The organism is Hymenobacter terrenus (genome assembly GCF_000972495.1).
GTDB classification, from domain to species: Bacteria; Bacteroidota; Bacteroidia; order Cytophagales; family Hymenobacteraceae; genus Hymenobacter; species Hymenobacter terrenus.
This window is the reverse complement of the sequence record NZ_LATM01000024.1, coordinates 15,906-38,472: the sequence shown is the minus strand read 5'-3', so window position 1 is coordinate 38,472 and position 22,567 is coordinate 15,906. Positions and strand designations below refer to the sequence as shown.

The following is a 22,567-nucleotide window of genomic DNA, read 5'->3' as shown; positions in this document are numbered from 1 at the left end:
ATTGGGTGGGAAACAGGGCCAATGGGCTGGATTGCCCGATTTATCGGCAGACGTCACCTTCCAGCGTGATGCGCTCGCCGTCGCGCCGAACACGTAGCCCAAGGGTCTCAGAAGTAATGGCCACCACCTGGTCGAGCGGCAGCTGCACAAAGCGGGTGGTCAGGCGGCAGTTGCCAATCTGCTCATTGGCGAGCCGGAGGTCAGCCCCATACTCGGCATTCACGGCGCGAATAACGTCGCGCAAGGGTTCGTTCTCGAACACCAGCTCGCCGGTTTTAAAGGCAAATACGTTAGGCTTCACGGGCAGCTCCGGGCGCAGCGAATCGACCCGGGCCGAGTAGGTGGCCTGCTGATTGGGAGTGAGCAGCACCGTTTGCCGGCCTTTGGCAAAGCGCACTTTACCGGTTCGTACGGCCACGCGCACATCGGGCTCGTAGGCCCGCACGCTAAACGAGGTGCCCACCACTTGCACCGTGGTCTGGCGCGCCCGAATGCGGAAGGGCCGCGAGGCGTCGGGCGCCACTTCAAAAAAGGCTTCGCCGATGAGCGTCACCTGGCGGGCAGTGTCGGCAAACGAGGTCGGATACGTCAGCGAAGAATTACGATTCAGCAGAATGATGGTGCCATCGGCCAGCCGGAGCGTCTGTTTCTGGTTGGTGGTCGTCAGGGTTCGCTGGGCAATGGTTGCGTTGGGAGTCTGCCGGCGCACGACCAGCCACCCCGCGCCGGCCACCAGTACCAGCAGCGCGGCAATACGCAGGGCGGGCCAGTAGGCCGACCAGCCGCGCTCGGCCGGCACCACCAGCGGGCGGACCACTGCCTCGGATTGGGGCACGCTCGGGGTTTCTGAGGGCCGGAGCTGGCGACGCACGTTCTGCCAGGCCGCATCGGTGTCGACGGCCGGCGTGGTGGGCGGAGTGGCGGCCTCCCAGATGTGCTCAAAGCGGGCAAAGTCGGCGGGGATGGGTTCGTCAGCGCTGCTGGGCACGGGCGGCGAGGCAGCGAGCCAGGCCTGCACCCGCGCCGCCTCGCTGGGCGTGGCTTCGCCCGCCAGAAACTTGCCCAGCAGGGCGTCATCAATGGGTAATTGTTCGGCCATAACTCAGTTTTGGCTCAGCAGCCACAGCAGGATAAAGGGCAAATACTCGCGCAGCTCTTCGCGCATGAGGCGCAGGGCTTTACCAATCTGATTTTCCACGGTTTTAGGCGAAATATTCAGCTGGTCAGCAATCTCGGCGTAGCTTAACTCATCATATCGACTCAGGGTGAAAGCCAGCCGGCACTTTTCGGGCAGCCTCTGAATGGCCTGTTGGACGCGGCTGGCCAGTTCGTCGCCCAGGAGCGTTTCCACCGGCGACGCGGCCAGACCATTGTCCGTGACTAGGACTTGCTCGCGGTGCTTGTCGCGCACATTTTCGTGCTGCAGACGCCGCAGGCAGCGGTTGTGCACTGCCCGAAACAAGTAGGCCTTGAACGAAATGGAAACGTCCAGTGTAGCCCGCTTCTCCCAGATAGTTACGAAGGTGGCCTGCACCGCTTCCTCCGCATCATCAGCATCGGGTAGCAGCTGGCGGGCATAGCGGCAAAGCGGAGCGTAGTGCAGCCGGAACATGGCTTCAAACGCTGGCTCATTGCCCTGACGGATGGCCTCGCCAATGTTCTGTTCGGTTAGTAGCGGTGCCACAATAAGGTAGGGCAAAAGTGTATCATCAAGACCGAATCAGTTTTCCCGCCCCCGGCAAATTTAGGGCACGGCAAACGCTCAACTGAGTTCCTGAAGTAAACAGATGCTACTACACCATCAGACATCCCTCGTGCAGACACACGGTGAAATAAGAAGAAGTATTAGAGCAGCTTCAGGGTCCGTGCGCCGTAGCGCGAACTACGCAGTTCGCCCCGTAACCGTTACAGGCACACGGTTCTGTAAATTGCTCTAAAGGTACTATATGGATCATATCGAACCTGTGACCCCGAAGTTGGGCTCTACCCCTACGCCGTCACCCTAAATAATTTAAGAGGCTTTCATCCCGAAGTTTTTTCGGCCGCAACACCCGTACCGAAGACCTTTCATTGGTTCCTCAGTTTGGCTGAGCCCCGGGCCGCCCGGTCACTTGTCACGGCGGACAGGCATTACCTTGGTTCCGGCTGGTGCCTATTCCGAGCGGAGCCGCTTATCTCATGGTACCCGGCCTTGTCATCGCCGCGATGGAATAGCCGCTGAAGGTCCTGTCGCACTGTCGCCCAGAAGCCGGCCTTGCGCGTAGTCTGGGCCAGCAGGCGGCGCCAAACCGCGTAGGTGCTGTCGGCCAGCGGGTAATCGGCCACATGAATGGGCTGGCCAGTGTCCAGGTTTAGGTTAGGCAAGGGTGCATTGAGGTCGGCTAAAGCGGTTTGGTAGTTAGCCAGCGCCTCACCAAAGCCACACCGCATGGTGGCCAGGGCAGCCGGTGACAACGGCCGAAACGCTAGTAGCGAGGCTACTCCGCAGCGGGGCAGGGTGTGCACCACCGCCACCAGCGCGTGCATGCCCAGGCTGAGGCGGTTGGCCTGCGCCCTGGTTCGCCGGCGAAAGCGGCCGGTGTTGATGCGCGCGTAGTAGTCCCGGCGTTCGGTGGGCGACAATTGGCGCACTTGGTGGGACGGCAGATACAGACTGGCACGCGCTGCCGCGGGCAGCAGCTGGTTGGCAAACAAACGATACACAGCTAGGCTAGGCCCCACCCGCGGCAGCACTTTGGCCAGGGGGAGCCCGTAGGTTCGCTGAAAGGCCCGCTCCAGTGCCTGTCGGCTCACTCGTGTCCCAATGGCTTCGTGAAACTCTTCTGACCGGTAGTACCCTGCTTCTAACTGCGCCACATCGAAGGCAAACTCAATCTGAGAATGCTGGTCTGGGGCCTCGGCATAGGTAACGAGGCTGCCGAGTGGGGAGTTTAGCTCAGGGAAAACCAAGCTGGTAACGGCGTTTGCCGCCTCCGGGTGACCGTAGGCATCGGCCACGTAATGGGCCAGGGCCCCCAGGGCAAACGCCAGTTCGTTGCGGTCGTGGGCCTCCTCCTGCAAAGCCCGCACGAAATCGCCGGGGCGTACATAGTGGGTTAGGTCGCTAAAAAGTACGGCGCTGCCAGGGAAATAGCCCAGGTCGTGCAACATGGCTCCGCCGTAGGCATAGCTGCGGGCTTCCCGCAGCTGAGCGGCGCTGGCTCCGGGATATGAGCGTTCGAGCGCCGGCACCACGGCCCGCGCCCAGCACGAATCGACCACAGCCTGATGGGTAAGAAGCGCAAAGCCCGCGGCTGGCTGCACGCCGGTTAGCAGGCCCAGCAACGGGCCTATGCACCAAAAGAGAGCATACTGCATCAGTCGAAAAGGAAAGGTAGTGACAGGCTGGAGCCCTACCCCGCCTGCCCGCTGGGCAGTAGACGCTCTCACCCCACTCCTACCCCTATGCGGTTCCAAACTTTTTTCAGCCATCTCTTCCTGCCCCACAAAAGCACCACGCTTCGCTCTCATCGGACCGCCCTGCGCCCGCCCGCCCGAAAAAGGCGGGGCACATAAAGCAGAGCAGGGCCGAATATTAACGTATCTCAGCATACCGGTTCAGTCGCGGGCACTAATCACGCCTTATCAAAGGAGACCGTTGCGGGGCAAGAACAGAGTCCTTTTCAACTAGGTTTTCAGACATCGGGTGAGATAACAGAAAGAAAATACGACCAAGAGTTCCACTCTCTATGCAACGCGCAGATGCGTGCCCCGAAGCAAGCAAATGAGTCGGCGCACATAGGCCTCGTCTTCACCGCGCTACAGGAATAGGGTCTTACAACGCCCCTTTACTGATTAACGATATAATTTTGAAGGGGAGCCCCACGTGTGGATAGGAACTCCCGGCCAGGTAGAGAATCCTTGGATTTCGGTGAGGCTTTCTACCTGGCAAGGAAGAATCCAGACTGACTTTGATACGCGCCGCGTTAACATGTAGGATAGATTAGCTGTAGGCTAGCCTCACCCTACAGCCAGCCTGCCCTCTATCAACGAGCAACCGGCCCGTGGCCGCCGCGTCTAGGAGAAGATTGCGGCGCCCGTCCCGAACGTAGCTTTGCGGCCCCTACAAGTCTACCCTCTCATGCTCATTCTAACCGCTGAGCTTCAAATTGTGGGCCGCTGCGCCCGCTGTACGGTCGTGCAGCAGCAGTTCTCCCGGTCTACCGACGACCGGGGGCGCCCCAGCAGCACGTTGCACGGGGGCTACTTCTCGGTGCTGGTCACGGGCGCGGAGGCGGCCTGGCCCCTGTGGCAGGAGCTTATGTTTGATTCGTTTCGGCGCGAGAGCGGGCACCTGCTCTTTCGCCACGGGCCCGGCACACGACCAAGCGCATCACCTTCTTCGACGCGGCGCTGGTGGCGCTAGATTGTGAGTTTGATGCCCGCGGCAAAGCGGGGACGTCGCTACACATAAAGCCGGTGTTCTGAGCGCCCTGGGTGCACATGCAGGCCCTTGTAAGTAATACAATTTTGCAGGAGTATTAGGCTTCTTTGAAGATGCTGCGTTACATTTGCAGCATCAATTCCTTCTGACCAAAGGATTGTTTTTATAAAGAGGCGTGGAGAGAAAGGCTCGACGAAACGCCGGCAACCCCCAGCACTTCAACTGGAACGGTGCCAACCGAGGGTCAGCGACAGCAAAGTCCTGACTACTATAAAAACAACTACTATGGACTTTTCTCGTCCTCTCCCCGTCTTCTCGCTCACCCCGCTTGCCACTGGCAAAGGGTGTTGTTGTGCGCCGCACGCTGCCGTCTGTATGCGGCGGGCCGGTCGGGGCTATTAAGCTAGGTTAGCTTTTTCCTGCCTTACCGGTCACAGCGATTTTTGCGGCTAACTAGCTCTTAGCCTGGCTCTTTTTCATAAGCTTGCCAGTCCCCTATGAGGTAGTTACTCGGCAGTTCGCTGGTGTCCGCCTCCCTACAGCGGGCGCGACCTATTCTTCAATTTCCGGGCAATTTCGTGGCTTCGGGCCGGGCGTCGTGGTGCACCAACGACAGCCAACCTAGCTACAGCAACGCTTTTATTGTCAGGCACTTCCTTGTATGCAGGAGGCATTGCTAGCTACGGCCGATTGGTCCTTTTCTCTTCTGGGTACCCGCACATAGTAGCCTAGCCGCACGGCGCCGGGGCGGGCAGGTATCCCCCACTCTCAACTTTTATAATTGTGATGAAAACAAGTACGCTTTGGCGCGCCCTATTTTTCCTGCTATGGGGCGGTGTTAGCACCACCGGTTACGCCCAGTCGGCGACGGGGCCAGTGGTCAGCGGTACCGTGACGGATGCCGTCAGTCACACGCCTTTGCCGGGCGTGACGGTGGTGGCTAAAGGCAGTAGCGCCGGCACCACCACCGACGCCAATGGCCAATTCTCACTGCCCGCGCCCGCTGGCAGCTACCTCGTCTTCAGCTATGTAGGATATGGCAAGCAGGAAGTACCGGCCGCGGGCAGCCCACTAACCGTGGCCCTCAAAGCTGATTTGCAACAGCTTTCCGAAGTAGTGGTGACAGGCTACAGCGAGCAGAACCGTAAGACGCTGACCAGCGCCATCAGCTCGGTGCGGGGCGATGCGCTGAAGGACATTCCGGCCGCCAGCCCCGACCAGCTGTTGCAGGGCAAAGCGTCCGGCGTGCAGGTGTCGGCCAACTCGGGCGTACCGGGCGGCGGCATCTTCATTCGCATCCGGGGCAGCAACTCGGTGAATGCCAGCAACGACCCACTCTATGTAGTCGATGGTGTGTTCGTCAACAACACCAACCTGATAGCCACCGGCCTGGGCAACCAGGTGTCGAGCAACCCGCTGGCCGACCTGAATCCGCAGGATATCGAGAACATCGAAATCCTGAAGGACGCCAACGCCACGGCCATTTATGGCTCACGCGGGGCCAACGGCGTGGTGCTAATTACCACTAAGCGCGGCACGGCCGGCGACAAAACGCGCATCACCTTCAATACCTACCACGCGCTGTCGGAGGCGCCGAAGAAATTCAAGCTGGCCAGCGGGCCGGAACTGGCGGCGCTGGAAAACGAGCGGTTTCTGAACGACGGCGGCAATCCGGCGTTGGTGCCGTTCCGCTCCGTGGCGTCGGGCGGGCGCGGCCTGCCGGAGGAGCAGCCGACGTTTGACCGGCTCTCCGACGTGTTTCGCACGGCCCAGACGCACAGCTACGAGCTGTCGGCAGCCGGGGGCTCAGCTAAAACCCAGTTCTATATTGGGGCGGGGTATTTCAAGCAGGAGTCCATTGCCCGGCCCAGCAACTTCGACCGCTACAGCTTTCGCGTGAACCTCGATAATTCCGTGACTGACAAGCTGCGCATCGGCACGAGCACCGCGCTGAGCCGCACCCGCCGCAACGTGAGCAGCAACGACAACAACCCGGTGGGCGTCATCAACTCGGCTCTCTTCACCCGCAACAACCTGCCGGTTTTCAATCCAGATGGCACTTACGTCAAATACGGTTCTTTCGATAATCACCTGGCTCTCATCAAGAACCTCAACAACGATGCGGTGGGCACGCGGGTCATCTCGAACGTATACGCGGATTACAAAATCCTCCAGAACCTGACCTTACGCAGCAGTTGGAGCATCGACTTCAACGACATGTATGAGAATAACTTCAACAACACGTTGATACTGGCCGGGCAGCCGCGCGGCACCGCCAGCTCGTTTCTCTCGCGCGACATCACCCTGCTCAACGAGCAAACGCTGAACTACAACGTCAACTTCGGCGAGAACCACTCTTTGCAGGCGCTGGTGGGCAATACCTTGCAGCGCAATACCTTCCAGCGCACCAGCTTGGCGGGCCAGCAGTTTCCGGGCAACGACCTGCCCACCATCGCCTCGTCGGCTACGCAAACGGGTTCTTCGGGGCGTTCCGAGGCGGGGCTGGTGTCGTTTTTCGGCAAGGCGACCTACAGCTTCAAGGAGCGGTACACGGCCGACGTGAGCGTGCGGGCCGATGCCTCGTCGCGCTTCGGGCGGGAAAACCGGTGGGGTTATTTCCCGGCCGTGGGGCTGGGCTGGCGGCTGGGCGAAGAAAACTTCATTCAAGACCTGAACATTTTCCAGGAGCTGAAACTACGGGCCAGCCTGGGCAAAACCGGCAACCAAGCCGGCATCAGCGACTTCGCGTCCCTTGGCCTGGTGCAGGGCGGCACCAATTACCTCGACCTGCCGGGCACCGCGCCGCTGCAGCTGCCCAACCCCAACCTGAGCTGGGAATCGACCCGGCAGTGGAACGTAGGCCTGGACGCGGCCGTGCTGCAAAACCGCTTGGTGCTGGAACTCAACTACTACGACAAATACACCTCAGGCCTGCTGCTGAACGTGCCCGTGCCACGCAAAACGGGCTTTGCCTCAGTGGTCGAGAACTTCGGCGCCGTGAGCAACAAGGGCATCGAAGTGCAGCTGACGGCCAACTGGCTGAAATCAAAGGACGTGCAATGGAGCACCACCTTCAACGTGGCCCGCAACGTGAATAAGATTGAGCGGCTGGCCGCACCCATCACCACGGGCTCGCGCGACATTTTCCGGCTCGAAGAAGGCGCTGCGCTCTACTCGTTCTGGCTGTATCACCAAACCGGCGTGAACCCCGAAAATGGCGACGCCCAATACGAGGACGTGAATGGCGACGGCAACATCACCGTGGCCGACCGCAAGCTGGTGGGCAACGCCTGGCCGAAGTACTTTGGCGGCGTCACCAACTCGGTTACCTACAAAGGCTTCGATTTGGGCTTCACGCTCAACTTCGAGAAGGGCGCGAAAATCATGAATATGAACCGCTTCTTCCTCGTGCACGGCGGCACCCAGAGCAACATCGGCTACCTGAGCGACCAGCTGAACCGCTGGCAGAAGCCCGGCGACGTGACGGACATCCCGCGCCTGACCACCAACCCAGCCAGCAACAACTACGGCGGCGTGGTGCAAAACCTGAGCGACCGGTACCTGGAGGACGGCTCGTTCCTGCGCCTGCGCACGCTCTCGCTGGGCTACACCGTGCCAGCCGAAGTGGTGAGCAAAGTTCGCCTGAACTCACTGCGCCTGTACGTGCAAGCCGCCAACCTCTTCACCATCACGCCCTACTCCGGCCTCGACCCGGAAGTAAACTCTCAGAGCGGCGTGGCCAACACCAAAAACTTCGACTGGGCCACGGTGCCCCAGCCTCGCACCTTCCAAGCGGGCGTCACGCTCGGCCTGTAGAGACGCCGCCTGCGCCCGAAGAACCATGTAGAGACGCGACCCTTCGCGTCTTGGCGTCCGCGCCGTTCGGGTGTCGTTGGCCCTGCATCGTTCGATGCCAATCGTTCAACGCCGAGACGCGAAGGGTCGCGTCTCCACAGATCAACTACTATTCTGATGAAAAATACCCTATTTCGCTTCCTCTTAGCTTCGCAAGTTGCGGCAGCCGCCTTCAGCTTCTCGAGCTGCAACGACCTGCTGGAGCCCACGCCCGCGCAGCAGCTGACCGACGACAAAGCCATCACCGATGCTGGCAGCGCCCGCTCGGCTACCATTGGCGTGTACGACCGTGTGCAGGCCTACTACCAGCTCAACTGGCCGGTGCTGGGCTTCTTGCCCGGCGAAAACGTGCGCTTCAACGGCACTCTCAACCAGTTTCTGCAGATCGACCAGAACCAACTCAGTGCCGACAACGTGCTGATCACCGAAGCCTGGACCCAGATGTATCAGGCTGTGAACGGAGCCAACATCGTCATTACCACCCTACCCGGCATCAACGACCCGTTGCTGCCCGTCGCCGAGAAGAACCAGCTGCTGGGCGAGGCTTACTTCCTGCGGGCGCTGGTGTACTTCGACCTCGGCCGCGGCTGGGGCGGCGTGCCGCTGGTGCTCACCCCCACCCGTACTAAGGAAAACGGCCAGGGCCTACGCCGCGCTACCCTTGCCCAAACCTACGACCAGGTGCTAGCCGACCTCGCCGAGGCCGAAAAGCTGCTGCCCGACGCCACTACCCGCAACCGCGGTGTAAAAGCCTCGGCCCGCGCCCTGCGCGCCCGCCTGCACCTCTATCGCAAGCAATGGGCCGAGGCCGAAACTAACGCTACGCTGCTAATTGATAACGCTAATTATGGCTTAGTAACACCCTACCGTGCTTTTTCCACCGCCCCATTCCTTAGCCGGGAGTCCATCTTCGAACTAACCTTCAGCAATGCTGATGCGAATACAATGTGGAACAACTGGTTCCCGAGCGCCTTGGGTGGGCAATTCAACTTTCAGCCTGTGCCGACCGCCATCACCCTGCTGAATGACCCGGCCACGGGCGGCAGCCGCGCAGCCCTGTTGGCCAGCACGGTTATTGCCGGCACCAACGTGACCTACGGCAACCTCTACAGCCGCTCGGCCCAGCGCGACGACCCCAGCTACGTGCTCCGCCTGGCCGAGCAGTACCTCATTCGCGCTGAGGCCCGCACCCAGCAAGGCAAGCTCACCGACGCGCTGGCTGACCTGAATGTAGTACGCAGCCGCGCCGGCGTGCCCGCTAGCACCGCCGCCACAGCTGCCGACTTACTACTAGCCATCGAAAACGAGCGGCGTGTAGAATTCGCCTTCGAAGCCGACCGCTGGTTTGACCTCGTGCGCACCGGCCGCGCCGGCACCGTGCTCGGTGTCACGGACCAGCGCCGCTGGGTGTTTCCCATCCCCTTCAACGACTTAGTAGCCGACCCTGGCCTGGAGCAGAACCCGGGGTATTAGGCGGGTGGCACCCAGGAAGGAGGAGCCACGGTGGCAGAGGCGTAAGCGCGGACTTTTAGTCCGCACTACAGCCCATCGTTAGGCTCCCCTTTCCTGGGGAGAGGGGCCGGGGGTGAGGTGCCCCCGCCCGCAACTTTTCAATCTTAGATTCCATGTTGAAAACATACATCGCAGCTTCACTCCTCACTTTAACCCTTGCGCTTGCCACCCCGGCCGCCGCACAAAACAGCTACTTCTTCCCCACCGCGCAAGCCAGCAGCTTCGACCCGGCCATTCCTACGCCGGAGAAGTTTTTGGGTTACCCCATCGGCTCACACTACACTCGCACCGACCAGATTGTAGCCTACCTGCGTGAACTCGACCGCGTGTCAGATAAAGTGAGTTTGCGCGTGCTGGGCAACACGTTCGAAGAGCGGCCGCAGGTGGTAGCCACCATTACGGCAGTTGCTAATCAGCAGAAGCTGGCGGCGCTACAGCAAGACCGCCGGGCGCTGGTCGACCCCAAACTGCCGGCGCCGGACTACCGCAAGCTGCCCGTAGTGGTAAGCCTCAACTTTGGGGTGCACGGCAACGAAAGTTCGTCGTCGGAAGCGGCACTACTGCTGGCTTATTACCTCACGGCTTCTACCAGTTCCGAAACTACACAGTGGCTGGAGCAGGCCGTGGTGACCATCGACCCGCTGGAAAATCCCGACGGCCGCGACCGGGCCTCGCACTGGTTCGACCAGAACAAGTCGTGGCCCAATGTGACCGACCCGCTCGACCGCGAGCACACCGAAGCCTGGCCCGGCGGCCGCACCAACCACTTCTATACCGACCTCAACCGCGACTGGCTGGCCCTGACCCAGCCCGAAAGCCGGGCTCGCATGGCTTTCTTCCACGAATGGTACCCGAACGTGATGATAGACTTCCACGAGATGGGGACCAACGGCACCTACTACTTCGAGCCCTCCAAGCCCTACAGCACCGAAAACGACCTCATTCCGCGTGCTACTTACGAGGTACTGAACGTGCACCTGGCCAAGTATTTTGCTCAATCCCTGGACAACCTCGGCACCCTGTATTGGACGAAGGAGCAGTTCGACAACCTTTCGCCTATCTACGGCTCCACCTACCCCGATTTTGAAGGCGGCGTGGGCATCACGTTTGAGGTGGGCAGCTCGCGTGGTCTGGCTCAGGAAAGCACGAATGGCGTGGTGACGTTCCCGTTCACCATTCGCAACCACGTGGCCACCGGCCTGGCTACTGTGCGCGGGGCCGTGGAGGAGAAAGAGCTGTACCTGCGTCACCAGCGCGACTTCTTCACCTCGGCCCTCACGGAGGCCCGTAAGCTTCCGACCAAAGCCTACGTCTTCGGCAGCGCGCAGGACGAAACCCTGACCAACAAATTTCTCACCCTGCTGCTCCAGCACAAGATTGAGGTGCACGAGTTGAGCAAAACCGTCACGCTCGACAAGCAGAGCTTCGTAAAAGGCCACGCCTACGTGGTACCCACGGCGCAGCCCCAGTACCGCATCGTCAACTCCTTATTTGAGGAGCTAACCACCTTTCACGACAGCGTATTCTACGATGTGACGGGCTGGAGCCAGGCCCACGCCTACGGCCTACCGGTGAGCAAGCAGAAGGACACCAAGCTGGTAGCAGGGCCCGCTCTATCGGACCCCCGAGCCCTGGCCGGCACCGTGCGCGGCGGCCAGAGCAGCTACGCTTACTTGCTGCCCTGGGCCGACTACAACGCTGCTAAAGCTTTGGTAGCCTTGCAGCGGGCCGGCGTGGTGGCCAAGGTCAGCTTCAAACCGTTTAGCGCCGGCACGCCCGCACAGCACACCGATTTCGGCTACGGCACCTTGGTTATTCCGGTGGCGGCCCAAAAGCTGCCGGCCGATTCCCTATTCCGCATTGTGAGCCGAGTGAGCCAGCAGGCGCAGGTGGCTTTCACGGCCGTGAACACAGGCTTCAGCGTGGATGGTATCGACCTCGGCTCAAACAACGTGCGCACGGTACCGGAGGCTAAAGCAGCCATTCTGGTGGGCAATGGTACCAACTCGGCTGAAGTGGGCGAAGCCTGGTTTGTGGCCAGCCAGCAGCTAGGCCTGCCCCTGAGCAAGATTGAAGTTGGCAACTTCGGCCGCGCGCCACTCGACCGCTACACCAGCCTCGTGCTGGTGGGCGGTACCTACGCCGCCCTCGACCGCGCCGCCGTGGACCGGCTGCGCCGTTGGGTGCAGGACGGCGGCACGCTTATCACCCTCAAAAATGCCTCGGAGTGGGCCATCAAGCAGGGGCTTGTGAAAGAAAAGCTGCTGGTGCCCACCAACAGCGGCTGGGCTGATACCACGGCTGCGGCCAAGGGGAAGCCCACGCAGCGGGCCGACTTTGTGGCCCAAGAGCAGGAAGGCACTCGTGCCATTGCCGGCTCCATCTATTTGGCCGATGTGGACCCCACCAATCCCATTGCCTTTGGGCTCACAAGCCGGCGCCTCTACGTGTTTCGCAACGGCACCACCTTCCTGCGGCCTAGCCGCAACCCCTACGCCACCGTGGCCCAGTATACGGCCAAGCCACTGGTAAGCGGCTACGTTTCGCCGGTTAATCTGAAGCAAATCAGCAATTCGGCGGCTGTGGTAGTTAGCAAAGCCGGGGCCGGGCGCGTGGTCTTATTCGCCGACGACCCTAACTTCCGCCACTACTGGTACGGCACTTCGCGTCTGTTTACCAACGCCCTGCTGCTGGGCCCGTTGCTAAGCTTGCCTGACAGCCCCGGTGCCATCTCATCGGAGGCGGAATAGGCTTCTTCTTTGGCAGCCTTGGGGTGCTCCCGATTTGGCCGGCCTTGATAAACAGGAGTTGCTTGACACCGCGACTAGCTCACTGTTACACCATAACAAAAAAAGAGAGCAAGCCTGACTGAAATCAGTTGGGCTTGCTCTCTTTTACTCGTAATCGGTTGCTTATGCTACCACGGCGTGAATCTGTCGGATGGCTTCGCGGGCTGTGCCGACGGGCTGCTCACCGAGCAGGTTGAGCTGGTCGGCGCTGATGATGTGCACATCCGTGATGCCCACAAATGCCAGCACCTGCCGCAGGTAGGGCGTGGCCAGGTCGGCCGGGCTGCCCACCGGCAAGCCACCCGAGGTGACGACGAGGTAGGCCTTTTTGCCTTTCAACAAGCCTTCGGGGCCAGCCTCGGAAAACTTGAACGTGAGACCGGCGCGGGCAATCAAGTCAACCCATGCTTTGAGGGAGGCTGGGATGCTGAAGTTGTAAATGGGCACGCCGATGACGAGCACGTCGGCCGCTTGCAGCTCCTGCACCAACTCGTCGGACCAAATCAGGGCTTGGCGCTGCTCAGCGGTGCGCTGCTCGTCCGGAATGTAGAAGCCGCCAATCATCAAATCGTTTACGAAGGGCAGGCCGATGGCTACGTCGCGGTAGGTTGTTTGCAGGCCGGGGTGCTTGGTGCTGAGCTCAGCTACGAGTTCGGCAACTAGTTTGCGGCTCACTGATTGTTCGGTGCGGCCGCTGGAATTAACTACAAGAGCATTCATTGGTAAGGGGTTAAATAAGATAACGGCGAAACTACAAACACTACTTACTTTTTGTTAGTGGTTACATCAATGTTTAGTGGTTACCTTTGTGTACTACTCTTTGATTATTAACCCTATGGCTAGTAGAAAAAAAGTTGGCCACGGCTGCCCCGTCCGTCACACCCTGGATATAATTGGTGGTAAGTGGAAGCTGCCCATCATCTCCCTGCTAAGTCAGGGGACCCTGCGCTTCACCGAAATTGAGCGTAAGCTGCCCGACATCAGCGCCCGCATGCTGATTAAGGAGCTCAAGGACCTGGAAAGCCACCAGCTCCTCACCCGCACCATCTTCGCCGCCGTGCCGCTACGCGTAGAGTACAGCCTCACTGACGCTGGCCGGAGCCTGGGACCCATGCTCCTTGTGATGCACGATTGGGGCCGCAACCATATGGCCAGCCTGGATCAAGTGTCCGAGCCATGCTCCGGGGAGCGGCGGCTTGTCCCGCTGATGCAGCCAAAAGAATAGCAACAGCCAACCCCTCACAGCTGACGGAAAGGTTGGCTTCACCCAGCTAGCATCCTGTTGGTCAGGCGTAATTCGCAACCGAATCATCCACCCTGGAACAGCCCTGGGATTGGCTATAGCTTAATACATCTACCCGATACTTCACCAACTGCCATCGGGCAAGTTTTCACCACTCATGACTGCACCTAACACGGAAATCTTAGCGAAGGCTATTCAGCAGCTTTCGGCTACTTCAGCGGCTAGCCTGGCCCAGCTGTGCATTGCTGCGGCGCCACGAGTACTCTCGAAACGCGAGGCCCTGCACCGGGCCGGCAAGCCGTGTGAGTCGGTGTGGTTTGTGGAAAAGGGATACCTACGCGCCTTCCAGGCCGACGAGGCTGGGCGCGAGCTGAATCATTGCTTTTACCTTGAAAACAGCTTCGCCACCGACCTGGTCAGCCTGCGTACCCATCAGCCATCGGTGCTCACGCTGCAAGCCGGCGAGCCGACGCTGGTGTGGGAATGGCCAAAACAACGACTGCTCGACCTCTACGCCACGTCGATTGAGGCAGCGCAGTTTGGCCGGATGCTGCTAGGCTACCTGTTGCTGAAGCAGGAGCGGCAAACTCGGTTTTTCCAGCACTACGGGCCGGCAGAGCGCTACGCGCACCTACTGCGCGAGCAGCCTGCGTTGGTGCAGCGGGTGTCGGTGTCGCAGCTGGCCTCCTACCTGGGCATGGCGCGCGAAACCCTCAGTCGGCTCCGCTCCGCCTGAAGACGCATTTTGTGCCTTTTGTCACACGTAATCGAGGGGCCAGCCGGGGACCTTTGCAAACCGAACTCACCTTAAATTTCTGTTTGCGATGAACCGCCCCCCTATCTGGTATCTACTCCTGCTGGCCCTCATTTCGCTGGGCCTGCTATTTGCCGGTGGTGGCAAGGCTGCCGCCATCCCAGCTGCCATGCAGCAAAACGCCACCCTGCACCTCGCCCCCTGGTTTATCCGCCTCATTGGCGGGTTCGAAGTACTGGCTGCCATCGGCCTGTGGCTGCCGCGGTGGCGCACGTCGGCCGCTATTTGCGCGGCCATGCTTATGATTGGAGCAATTGGCTGCCACCTGGGCGCGGCCCAGCCCCAAAACGTGGGGCCGGCCACGGTGTATTTTATCCTATTGGTCCTTGTGTTGGGGCTCGACCCGCAAAACAGGCTCACTGTTCGGCGCGTTGGTCTCCCAACAGCTGCCGAATAGTCCTGAAGCGGTATCACTGCGGCGTTTTTCGCAAAGCCATTACTCGCCAATGCTGTACCGCACTTCGGGCACGGTATTTCGAAAGAGGCTTTTCCTACGTTTTTTATCGCGGTGCCCGGTGAGGCTCTTTGCCGGATGCCGCGTTTATCTCACTGGCTTGGCTCCGCACGAAGAGCAGAAAGGCAAATGCGCGAAGTTCTTATTGCCGCAATTATGGCAATTCGCAAATAGCCCAAGGCCGCAGTGACGGCAGAAATCAGTTACAAGTCGTAGCGCGTCGTTCTCGTTGACCTTAGCAGGCACCTCCCACTTCTTGATGATAAAATCCTTTCCGCAGGAAGGACAGAAATGGTTTTCCAGCGCTTTTTCAGCAACCTCCAGCTGTACGTTTTTGGCTCTTTCCTGCGTCGATGTTTTCAACTCCTCTTGCTTACTCTCGATGTAGGACCGGATTTTCTTGATAGCGTAATAGCCCAATCCGACCGATAGCGCAATACCAACGGTGTAGCGGATGTAGCCGCCGTAGCTGGGCAAATAAGGTACCAGCCCGAAGAAAAAAGCATAGAGCGAGAATAGCGCGAAGCCCAGAAATAAAGGCCAGAATTTATGCTTGCGGTAGCGAACGAAAAAGAAGATACCCAACGCCAATATGGGCCCTACAAATAGCAGCCTAATCAGCAAGACTTTTACCTCAAAACGCGTTAACTCGCCCTGATACCGCTCTTCCGCTCGTTGCGTTTCGGCATCAATCAGGACCTGATTTGCGGCTTGCTGCTTGGTTTTTTGCTCGATGACTAGTCCCCGGGCGTTTAGCTGCGACCGCCAATCCTGTTCCACTTTGTAGAACTCGTCCAGCCTTTTGGCTCTATCAACCACTTCCTTGTCTTTACCAGGTGAGCCCAGGGTTTTGCGGGTTTTTATCCAGTTTTCAAAAGACTGCTTTTCATTTTCGTAGTTCTGCTGAGCGGCAGCTATGGTGTTTTCGATGGCCGTATTCTTATCGCGCAGTACTTCTATCTCGTTGCTTAGAGCGTCTTTCTTCGCGGTCAGCGCATCTATCACCCGCTGGTTGATAAAATTCTCCACTTCAGGCCTGACCGTAGCCGTATCGAGGTCATCAATAATCTTGTTGGAGAGTAAAATCAAGAAAAAACAGACTGCTAATGAAATGGTGCTGTAAACCAGGCGGGAGGTGCGTTCGAGTTTCTTACTGTTGAATTCCATTATTGACGTTAAATCCCCGTTAGCTGCTTTTGCGGATTGCAATGTATGAATCTTTTAATCGCACTACCAGCGGGGGACTTTGCCTGTCGTAAAACAACTCACTACATCTACCAGGCCCCTATTAGCCAAATAAAAGCATACGAACAACTTGAGCTAATAACCCAACCTAGTATAGTCCCGCTAGCGGAAGTTTACGGTCTTTTGGCTGCCGTTCGCGAAACGCACCAATACGTTATTGGTGGGTCCGGCATAATCCAGCTTGGTGACCGGCAGCAGTTCGTCGTCGGTCCAGGTGGCCCCGGATTTTTTCCAGAGCATGAGCGTGGCGTAAAGCGCCGGGCGAGACTTAGGGGCCTTTAACGTACTGGAGGCATTGATAACGGCACTTTCCGCGCTAACCGGATGCAGCCCCTTGGTGTCGTAAACCTGCACAGCCTCCCAACCGCTGAGCGGAACCAGGGCCAGCTGGTAGGCGCCATTATCCAGCAGCTGCACCGAACGGCCTTTCACTTGCCGGGTTTCGCGCCGGATGGGGCTTTGACGAACAGGCAGGGCATAGTGGCCCAGGTGCAGCGGCGTGCCGGCCGGCCCGGCAACCTGATCAACGCGCAAGATGCCGTTGGGCAACGGGATGTCGGCTAGGCGCAGACGCACGGTGGTGTCAGTTTCCAGCACCCCATCGCGGTAGTAGATGCCGTCTTCGAAACGCCGGAAGGTGTACAAGCCCAGAGCTTGCCACTGGCGGGCCTTGGTTTGGAAGACGTAGTTCATGGCCACCTCACCCTGGGGGCCATCGGTTTGCCAGGGAAAGGCGCTGTTGTAGGCTAGGCGGTTGTAGTTTTCGTTTCCGCGGTAGGGGTCGTCCACGCCCACCACCGGGGTTGCGCACCGCGCCCGGATTTCGGCCGTGCCGCTGCTGGGGTAGTCGGTCAGCAGAATGTTAGAGCCCGGCTGAAAGCGGTTGGCCACGGTGCCGGGAGCCAGCTCTTTGGCCCAGGAACCTTCGTTTTCGGTGGCCGTCCAGAAAGGGCTGTTGGCGGGCACGAGCAGCCCCAGAAAAGCCTTGCCCATCCAGAATACGCTGCCCCGACAGCTATAAGCCTGCACTGCCTGCTCGAAGGGCCCGTAGAGGCCCAGAGTGGGCACGTTATCGCGCAGCAAATCCGGGTTTTGCAGAAACTGGAGCAGCACCCCCGACGAAATCCGCCGCAGCCAGCCGTAGTTGGTAGTCGGGTCGGGGGTTAGCCCCATCAGCGGGAGCGGAGCGATGGCGCCGAAGCGGTAGCTCATGCTGCGGCCCCACATTATCATCTGCCCATCGCGGCTAAACATATAGGGGTAATTGTCGCGCGCATCGGTGAGGTGCGCGGCAAACTGCCGGGCGTACTGCGGGTAGTGCTGGCGGCCGTAGAATTCCGACCACAGCGTGCCGTAGAGTTGAAAAGCCCACATGCTGTAATAGTCATAGGCGCCATTGTCACTGTACCAGCCCGCGCCCCGGTAGGCTTCCAGCACTAGCTTGAGGTATTCGTCGAGCAGGGGTTCATTCACGGCGTAGCCCCGGCTTTTGAAAAAGCTCAGAACGAAGATGTTGAAAAACCGCCAATTGGAGGGCACCGTCGGGCCATCGCCGTAGCTGAGCATAGTAGCGGCCAGAGCATCTTTCTGCGCCTTCGTCAGTGGGTTCCACAGAATCTCTGGGGCCGCGAACAAGGACACGGCCAAACCGCCGAATTCCACCAGCGTCTGGCTCTGTCCTTCCTGTTTGGGGCGCAGCCGGATGTAGGTTGGGCTGGTTGGGATTAGCAGCTGGCCTATTTGGTAGCGGTAGTAGTCGCCCAGCTTGATGCCGTTGATGGTCAGGTTGGGGTCTTCGCGGAGCAGCGGCATGGCGATGAACAGTGTCCGGCACAGGCCTTCGAGCTTTTCGGTGGTCTGCGGTCCGTTGTCGCGGGGGTAGCTCTTGCCCGGCTGCTTGGGAAATAGCAGCGGGTCGTCGAGCTTGTGTACGTAGCTGAAGGCGCCGGTGAGCAGGTAGCGCGCAGCGTCCTGCCAGTGTCGGCGCGTCATGCCCGTGAAGGGGCTCAGCTGCAAGTTCGGCTGGTTCACCTGGAACACCTGGGGCCCGGCGGGCGCCGAAGTAGGCGGTTTTGCCAGCTGCTGAGCGGCGGCCGGCCGACCTAGGCTGGCGAGCAGAAGCGCGCCGAGCACGGCGCGCCGACTACCTGATGACAACGCCCGCTTTACAAATCGGAAATCAAGAAAAACTGAAAGGTGCATGAAAGTAGATAATTGCTATACTGGCGGGCGATGGGTGGTTATAAGTGCAAAAGCGCAGCGTTGACGCTCATCAGGTGGCGGTTTCTTCGTTCCGGAGATTTGGGCAGCACGGGCACTTAGTTGGCTATTACTGTGCGAAAAGTTGGCGGACGGAAACGCTAGGATAAAGAACCCAGCAGCAAGCTGGGGCTGAGTGTGAGCTGATGCAGCGGGCAATTTAGCACTCCGGTCAACGACGGCCTGAGCATCTTCGCTCTGCTCTCACCAAGGGTGAAACCAGTTGGGCAGGCGAAAAATAAAAATATCCAATATCTCCAAACCACTTGGCCGCCTTCTAACGACAAGGCCCGTCCGCTGCATGGCAGCCGCGACCGGGGTGCTTTTGAGCAATAAGCAGTCGCTCAATAACGCACCCGCCTTTTAAACTACTCCTGTATTCTCAACGAAAAAGCCAGAGCGGTTCCCCGGTTGGTGTAGCGCAGCGCGGACTCTAGAAGTTCGCGCTGCGCTACACCAACCGGGGAACCGCTCTAGGCTTATTGCCAACCACCGCACCGTGGCTCAGACCTGCCAAGTCCAAGCAAAGAAACAATTCCTGCAAAGCCTAGCAAAGGGTCAGCCGCTAGCGCGGCCGCCCTCAAAACCTGCCGGGCAGCAGGTGTCACCATGCATCAGCAGTCCGTTGCCACCCAAGTACTCCAACACGAAAGTCAAGTAGTACCGCATTCATTGCTCTGCGCCCACGCTCTTGTCCTGTACTGTCCCACGCTGATACAGACACTCTTCGGGCCACTGAATGATGCGGGGTGGTAGCTGTTTCAGTTAGAGTCATTTCGGGGTTGATGTACTGTAGCGCGGACAGTATGGTCCGTCCGCGCCGCTCAGCACCTCTTTTCGGGCTTCACCTACAGGGTACTCCTCAGCAGCAAAAAATAATTTGCTGACGGTGTCCGGTTTTTGGCTGCTCATTGGTCCTCTACCTGAATCCAGGGTGGATTCGCTTTTTAACCTTTTTTCTTTTTACCGATGCAGGATTTCATGCTTTTATTCCGCAACGTGGCCGGTAACGGCAGCTACTCCGTTTCGCCTGAGCAAATGCAGGCCGCCATGCCCAAGTGGCAGCACTGGATGGGCGAGATGGCCCAGCAGGGCAAATTCGTGGGCACCCAACCCTTGCAGTACGAGGGCAAAACCGTACGCGTGAGCGGCGTGACTGACGGTCCGTTTGCCGAAATCAAGGAGCTGGTGGTAGGCTACGTGCTCTGCAAGGCCGACGACGAGGCCGAGGCCATCCGCTTCGCCCAGAGCTGCCCGATTCTCGACTACCCCGGCGGCAGCGTCGAGGTGCGCGCCATTGCTCCGTTTGAAGTTTAGGAAGCATTTCTTTATGCGCCGCCTGACCAACCTGGGCCGCTGGCTCTTCGTGCTCGGCCCGACGTGGGTGCACGCTTAGTACCAGCCTAGCTGCCGCAGCCCTATTTCTGGAAGTACGCGCGGTGTCGGCCCAGCGCATGGCGGGGCAGGACAGGGGTTGGATTTTTTACTTTTTCTAAATCCAACCCCTGGGGCTGTAAACTTGTAGTGGGGCGGCCGACGAGCGGCGGCGCCGACAGCACCCCACTATCTGGTACGTTGGATGAAGACGCTGCCGCCCGGACTGCCGGGAGCCATGCGGAAGCACTTCAGGGTGTCACAGGCGTACGTGGCGGGCCTACTGGGCGTGTCGCAACCGAAGGTGAACGACGCCGGGTCCGGCGCCCGGTGCCGGCGGGCTCTGGCGCCGCTGCTGGCTGGCCGCCACGCCGGCCTTCTATATTCTGCTGCTGGTCGGGCTCGTGCACCTGCTGCACACCCTGCGCGGCACCGACCCAAACGAAGTAGTGAACATTTTCCGCAACTTCATTGCCATGGGCGGAGCCTTGATGTTTGTCGGGACCCACGCCTGCGCTTCGGACAGCCGCGGCAGCCCAGTGCCGTCCCGGGCATACCGCTGAGCTGCCCCCGACCGGCAAGTAGCTTTCCCACCCACCGGTAGCCAGTGGGAGATGTCGGAGAGAACTGTGCTCCTCTCCGACATCCGCCAGGCTTTTTCCCATTCATTTATTTCTCGCTGTTATGTCCACCTCCCTCACCGCTTGGGGCCGCTGGCTCTTCGTGCTCTCATTTTCCTTTTATGTGTTCCTGCACTTCGGCCTGCCCGATGTAGGCGTAAACACCTACGTGCCCAAATACCTGCCGTTCCCGTATTTCTGGAACTACCTGACCGGGGCCGGGCTGCTGGCATTCATCGTCAGCGCCAGCCTGGGGCGGTTTGATAAGCTGGCGGCGCTGCTGCTGTCCGTTTACCTGCTTTTGGTAGCGGTGCTCATTCACGCGCCTCATGCCGCCGACCCTATGGAACTGCTCAACGTATTCCGGATAGCCAATATGATTGGCGGGGCGCTGATGTACGCTGGGGCGGTGGCCCGGGACCAGCGCTTGTGGTTTGGCTCCCCGGCGCTGGCGTAGGTGGTAGCCCCACCGTTGCTCCTGCCCTGGCTGAACCGCCCGGTGTTGGTGTCCGCCTTTCGCCCATCCGATGTCCTCTATATCCTTGAGCTGGCATGCTACCCGAAGCCCGAGCTGGGGGCGCGAATAGTCGGTGATGCTGTTTGAAATACCAATACTAACTCCGGCGTAACTTTCCTGCCGATGCCTACGCCTCCCGATGCGCCCATCTTAGTCGACCATCTGTTCCGGCACGAGGCCGGACGCTTGGTGGCCGTGCTCACCCGGCTCTTCGGCTTCGACCGGCTCGAAGTGGCCGAAGACCTGGTGCAGGACACCTTCGTGCAGGCCTACGAAACCTGGCGCCTGCGTGGGCTGCCCGACAACCCCACTGCCTGGCTCTACAAAGTGGCCAAGAATAAAGCCTACACCTATGTGCAGCGGCAGCGTACGGCCGAGAAGGCAACGGCTGACCTGCGACTGGGCCTGCCGGCGGGCTACACCATTCAGGCCCATATTGAAGCAGCGTTTCAGGCCCTTTCGGACAGCCAGTTGCAGATGCTGTTTGCCGTGTGCCACCCCCGACTGCCCGCCGATGCCCAGGTGGCCCTGGCCCTCAAAACCCTGTGCGGATTCAGCATTGCCGAAGTTTCCCACGCCTTCCTGACTACTCCCGACACCATCACCAAGCGGCTGTACCGGGCCAAGGAAAAGATTCGGCAGGAGCAGCTGAGTATGGACTTCCCACCGGCGGAGGCCTTGCCGGGCCGCCTCGATGGGGTGCTGCGCTGCATCTACCTGTTGTTCAACGAGGGCTACTACTCGGCCAGTCCCGACGCGGTGGTACGTCAGGACCTGTGCCGCGAAGCTCTGCGCCTGGGCCTGCTGCTCCTGGAAGCGCCGGCCACCCGCCAGCCAGCCGTTTACGCCCTGGTGGCCCTGATGTGCTTTCACGCCTCGCGTTTGGCCAGTCGCACCGCGGCTGACGGGGACCTCCTGCCCTGGCACGCCCAAGACCGCGCCCGCTGGCACCCCGGCCTGCAGGCGCAGGGCGTGGCCCATCTCAATGCTGCCGCTACTGGGTTAGAAGTAACCTCCTATCATGTCGAGGCCATGATTGCCTACCACCACACCCAGCCCGATACGCCCGCTAAGTGGCAAGAATTACTACAGCTTTTCAACCAGCTGCTGCGCTTGCAAGCCAGTCCTATTGTCGCGCTAAGCCGGGCCTACGTGCTGAGCAAGTCGAACTCGCCGGCCGCGGCCATCGCAGCCGCCGAACAAATTGAGGGCATGGGAAGCAGCGGCTTGTATCATGCGCTGCTTGGCGAGTTATACGAAGGCTTGAACCAACAACGCGCCGCCGCTCATTGGCAGCAAGCGCTAGCCCTCACCACGGAGGTACGGAAGCAGGATATGCTCCGGGAACGGCTCCAACGGTGCTTAGCTGGCTAAACCAGTTAGGGCACGCCAAATAAACGCAGAGGCTGTTTTTTGTACCGTAACGCGGACTCTTAGTCCGCGCGTCAGGCAGTCAGGCGGA

The 22,567-nt window shown here is 59.8% G+C and carries 17 protein-coding genes and 1 riboswitch; of the genes, 11 read left to right on the top strand and 6 right to left on the bottom strand.

All coding sequences use genetic code 11. From position 1 onward, the window contains the following. Window positions 1-40: 40 nt before the first annotated feature. The 3 genes from WX88_RS20840 to WX88_RS28090 form a co-directional block, all read right to left on the bottom strand. Window positions 41-1,099, bottom strand: coding sequence for a FecR domain-containing protein (locus WX88_RS20840; RefSeq protein WP_046246355.1), 1,059 nt, complete (start codon window positions 1,097-1,099; stop codon window positions 41-43). Between the two features lie 3 nt (window positions 1,100-1,102). After that, window positions 1,103-1,684, bottom strand: a complete 582-nt coding sequence (locus WX88_RS20835; protein ID WP_072053068.1) for an RNA polymerase sigma-70 factor — start codon at window positions 1,682-1,684, stop codon at window positions 1,103-1,105. A gap of 446 nt (window positions 1,685-2,130) precedes the next feature. After that, window positions 2,131-3,357: a zinc dependent phospholipase C family protein gene (locus WX88_RS28090; RefSeq protein ID WP_052732926.1), complete on the bottom strand. Its 1,227-nt coding sequence runs from the start codon at window positions 3,355-3,357 to the stop codon at window positions 2,131-2,133. A 763-nt stretch (window positions 3,358-4,120) separates the two neighbouring features. Here WX88_RS28090 and tssD point away from each other — a divergent pair. The 4 genes from tssD (at window position 4,121) to WX88_RS20810 (ending at window position 12,540) form a co-directional block, all read left to right on the top strand. Further along, complete coding sequence (gene tssD / locus WX88_RS20825) at window positions 4,121-4,405, top strand: type VI secretion system tube protein TssD (protein WP_046246353.1); 285 nt, start codon at window positions 4,121-4,123, stop codon at window positions 4,403-4,405. 178 nt (window positions 4,406-4,583) lie between these two features. Next, window positions 4,584-4,700, top strand: a riboswitch (SAM riboswitch). Window positions 4,701-5,209: 509 nt separating this feature from the next. Then, window positions 5,210-8,239, top strand: coding sequence for a SusC/RagA family TonB-linked outer membrane protein (locus tag WX88_RS20820; protein ID WP_052732925.1), 3,030 nt, complete (start codon window positions 5,210-5,212; stop codon window positions 8,237-8,239). A gap of 156 nt (window positions 8,240-8,395) precedes the next feature. Then, window positions 8,396-9,751, top strand: coding sequence for a RagB/SusD family nutrient uptake outer membrane protein (locus WX88_RS20815; RefSeq protein ID WP_046246352.1), 1,356 nt, complete (start codon window positions 8,396-8,398; stop codon window positions 9,749-9,751). 152 nt (window positions 9,752-9,903) lie between these two features. Further along, window positions 9,904-12,540 carry a M14 family zinc carboxypeptidase gene (locus WX88_RS20810; protein WP_046246351.1) on the top strand — a complete coding sequence of 879 codons (2,637 nt, stop codon included), beginning with the start codon at window positions 9,904-9,906 and terminating at the stop codon, window positions 12,538-12,540. 162 nt (window positions 12,541-12,702) lie between these two features. Here the strand turns inward: WX88_RS20810 and WX88_RS20805 are convergent, their stop codons facing one another. Beyond that, window positions 12,703-13,299: an FMN-dependent NADH-azoreductase gene (locus WX88_RS20805; RefSeq protein WP_046246350.1), complete on the bottom strand. Its 597-nt coding sequence runs from the start codon at window positions 13,297-13,299 to the stop codon at window positions 12,703-12,705. Window positions 13,300-13,414: 115 nt separating this feature from the next. Between WX88_RS20805 and WX88_RS20800 the strand changes: the two genes are divergently transcribed. From WX88_RS20800 to WX88_RS20790, 3 genes are all read left to right on the top strand, one after another. Beyond that, the gene (locus tag WX88_RS20800; protein WP_046246384.1) at window positions 13,415-13,804 is read left to right on the top strand and encodes a winged helix-turn-helix transcriptional regulator; all 390 of its coding nucleotides are present in this window, start codon (window positions 13,415-13,417) and stop codon (window positions 13,802-13,804) included. A gap of 175 nt (window positions 13,805-13,979) precedes the next feature. Next, window positions 13,980-14,558, top strand: coding sequence for a Crp/Fnr family transcriptional regulator (locus WX88_RS20795; RefSeq protein WP_046246349.1), 579 nt, complete (start codon window positions 13,980-13,982; stop codon window positions 14,556-14,558). A gap of 88 nt (window positions 14,559-14,646) precedes the next feature. Continuing rightward, on the top strand, window positions 14,647-15,033 hold the full coding sequence (locus tag WX88_RS20790; RefSeq protein WP_046246348.1) for a DoxX family protein: 387 nt from the start codon (window positions 14,647-14,649) through the stop codon (window positions 15,031-15,033). A 144-nt stretch (window positions 15,034-15,177) separates the two neighbouring features. Here WX88_RS20790 and WX88_RS20785 read toward each other — a convergent pair whose 3' ends face one another. Both WX88_RS20785 and WX88_RS20780 read right to left on the bottom strand, forming a co-directional pair. Further along, a complete protein-coding gene (locus WX88_RS20785) occupies window positions 15,178-16,299 on the bottom strand; it encodes a hypothetical protein (protein ID WP_156176319.1) in 1,122 nt (373 codons plus the stop codon). Window positions 16,300-16,437: 138 nt separating this feature from the next. Continuing rightward, window positions 16,438-18,537 (bottom strand): DUF2264 domain-containing protein, encoded by a 2,100-nt coding sequence (locus tag WX88_RS20780; protein WP_072053066.1) that lies wholly within the window; start codon window positions 18,535-18,537, stop codon window positions 16,438-16,440. 1,026 nt (window positions 18,538-19,563) lie between these two features. Here WX88_RS20780 and WX88_RS20775 point away from each other — a divergent pair. The 4 genes from WX88_RS20775 to WX88_RS20765 all read left to right on the top strand — a co-directional run bounded on the left by WX88_RS20775 (window position 19,564) and on the right by WX88_RS20765 (window position 22,479). Beyond that, window positions 19,564-19,911, top strand: coding sequence for a YciI family protein (locus WX88_RS20775; RefSeq protein ID WP_046246346.1), 348 nt, complete (start codon window positions 19,564-19,566; stop codon window positions 19,909-19,911). A 461-nt stretch (window positions 19,912-20,372) separates the two neighbouring features. After that, the gene (locus WX88_RS30345; RefSeq protein WP_156176318.1) at window positions 20,373-20,531 is read left to right on the top strand and encodes a hypothetical protein; all 159 of its coding nucleotides are present in this window, start codon (window positions 20,373-20,375) and stop codon (window positions 20,529-20,531) included. Between the two features lie 121 nt (window positions 20,532-20,652). Then, window positions 20,653-21,045 carry a hypothetical protein gene (locus WX88_RS20770; protein WP_046246345.1) on the top strand — a complete coding sequence of 131 codons (393 nt, stop codon included), beginning with the start codon at window positions 20,653-20,655 and terminating at the stop codon, window positions 21,043-21,045. A 183-nt stretch (window positions 21,046-21,228) separates the two neighbouring features. Next, window positions 21,229-22,479: an RNA polymerase sigma factor gene (locus tag WX88_RS20765; protein ID WP_046246344.1), complete on the top strand. Its 1,251-nt coding sequence runs from the start codon at window positions 21,229-21,231 to the stop codon at window positions 22,477-22,479. Window positions 22,480-22,567 lie beyond the last annotated feature (88 nt).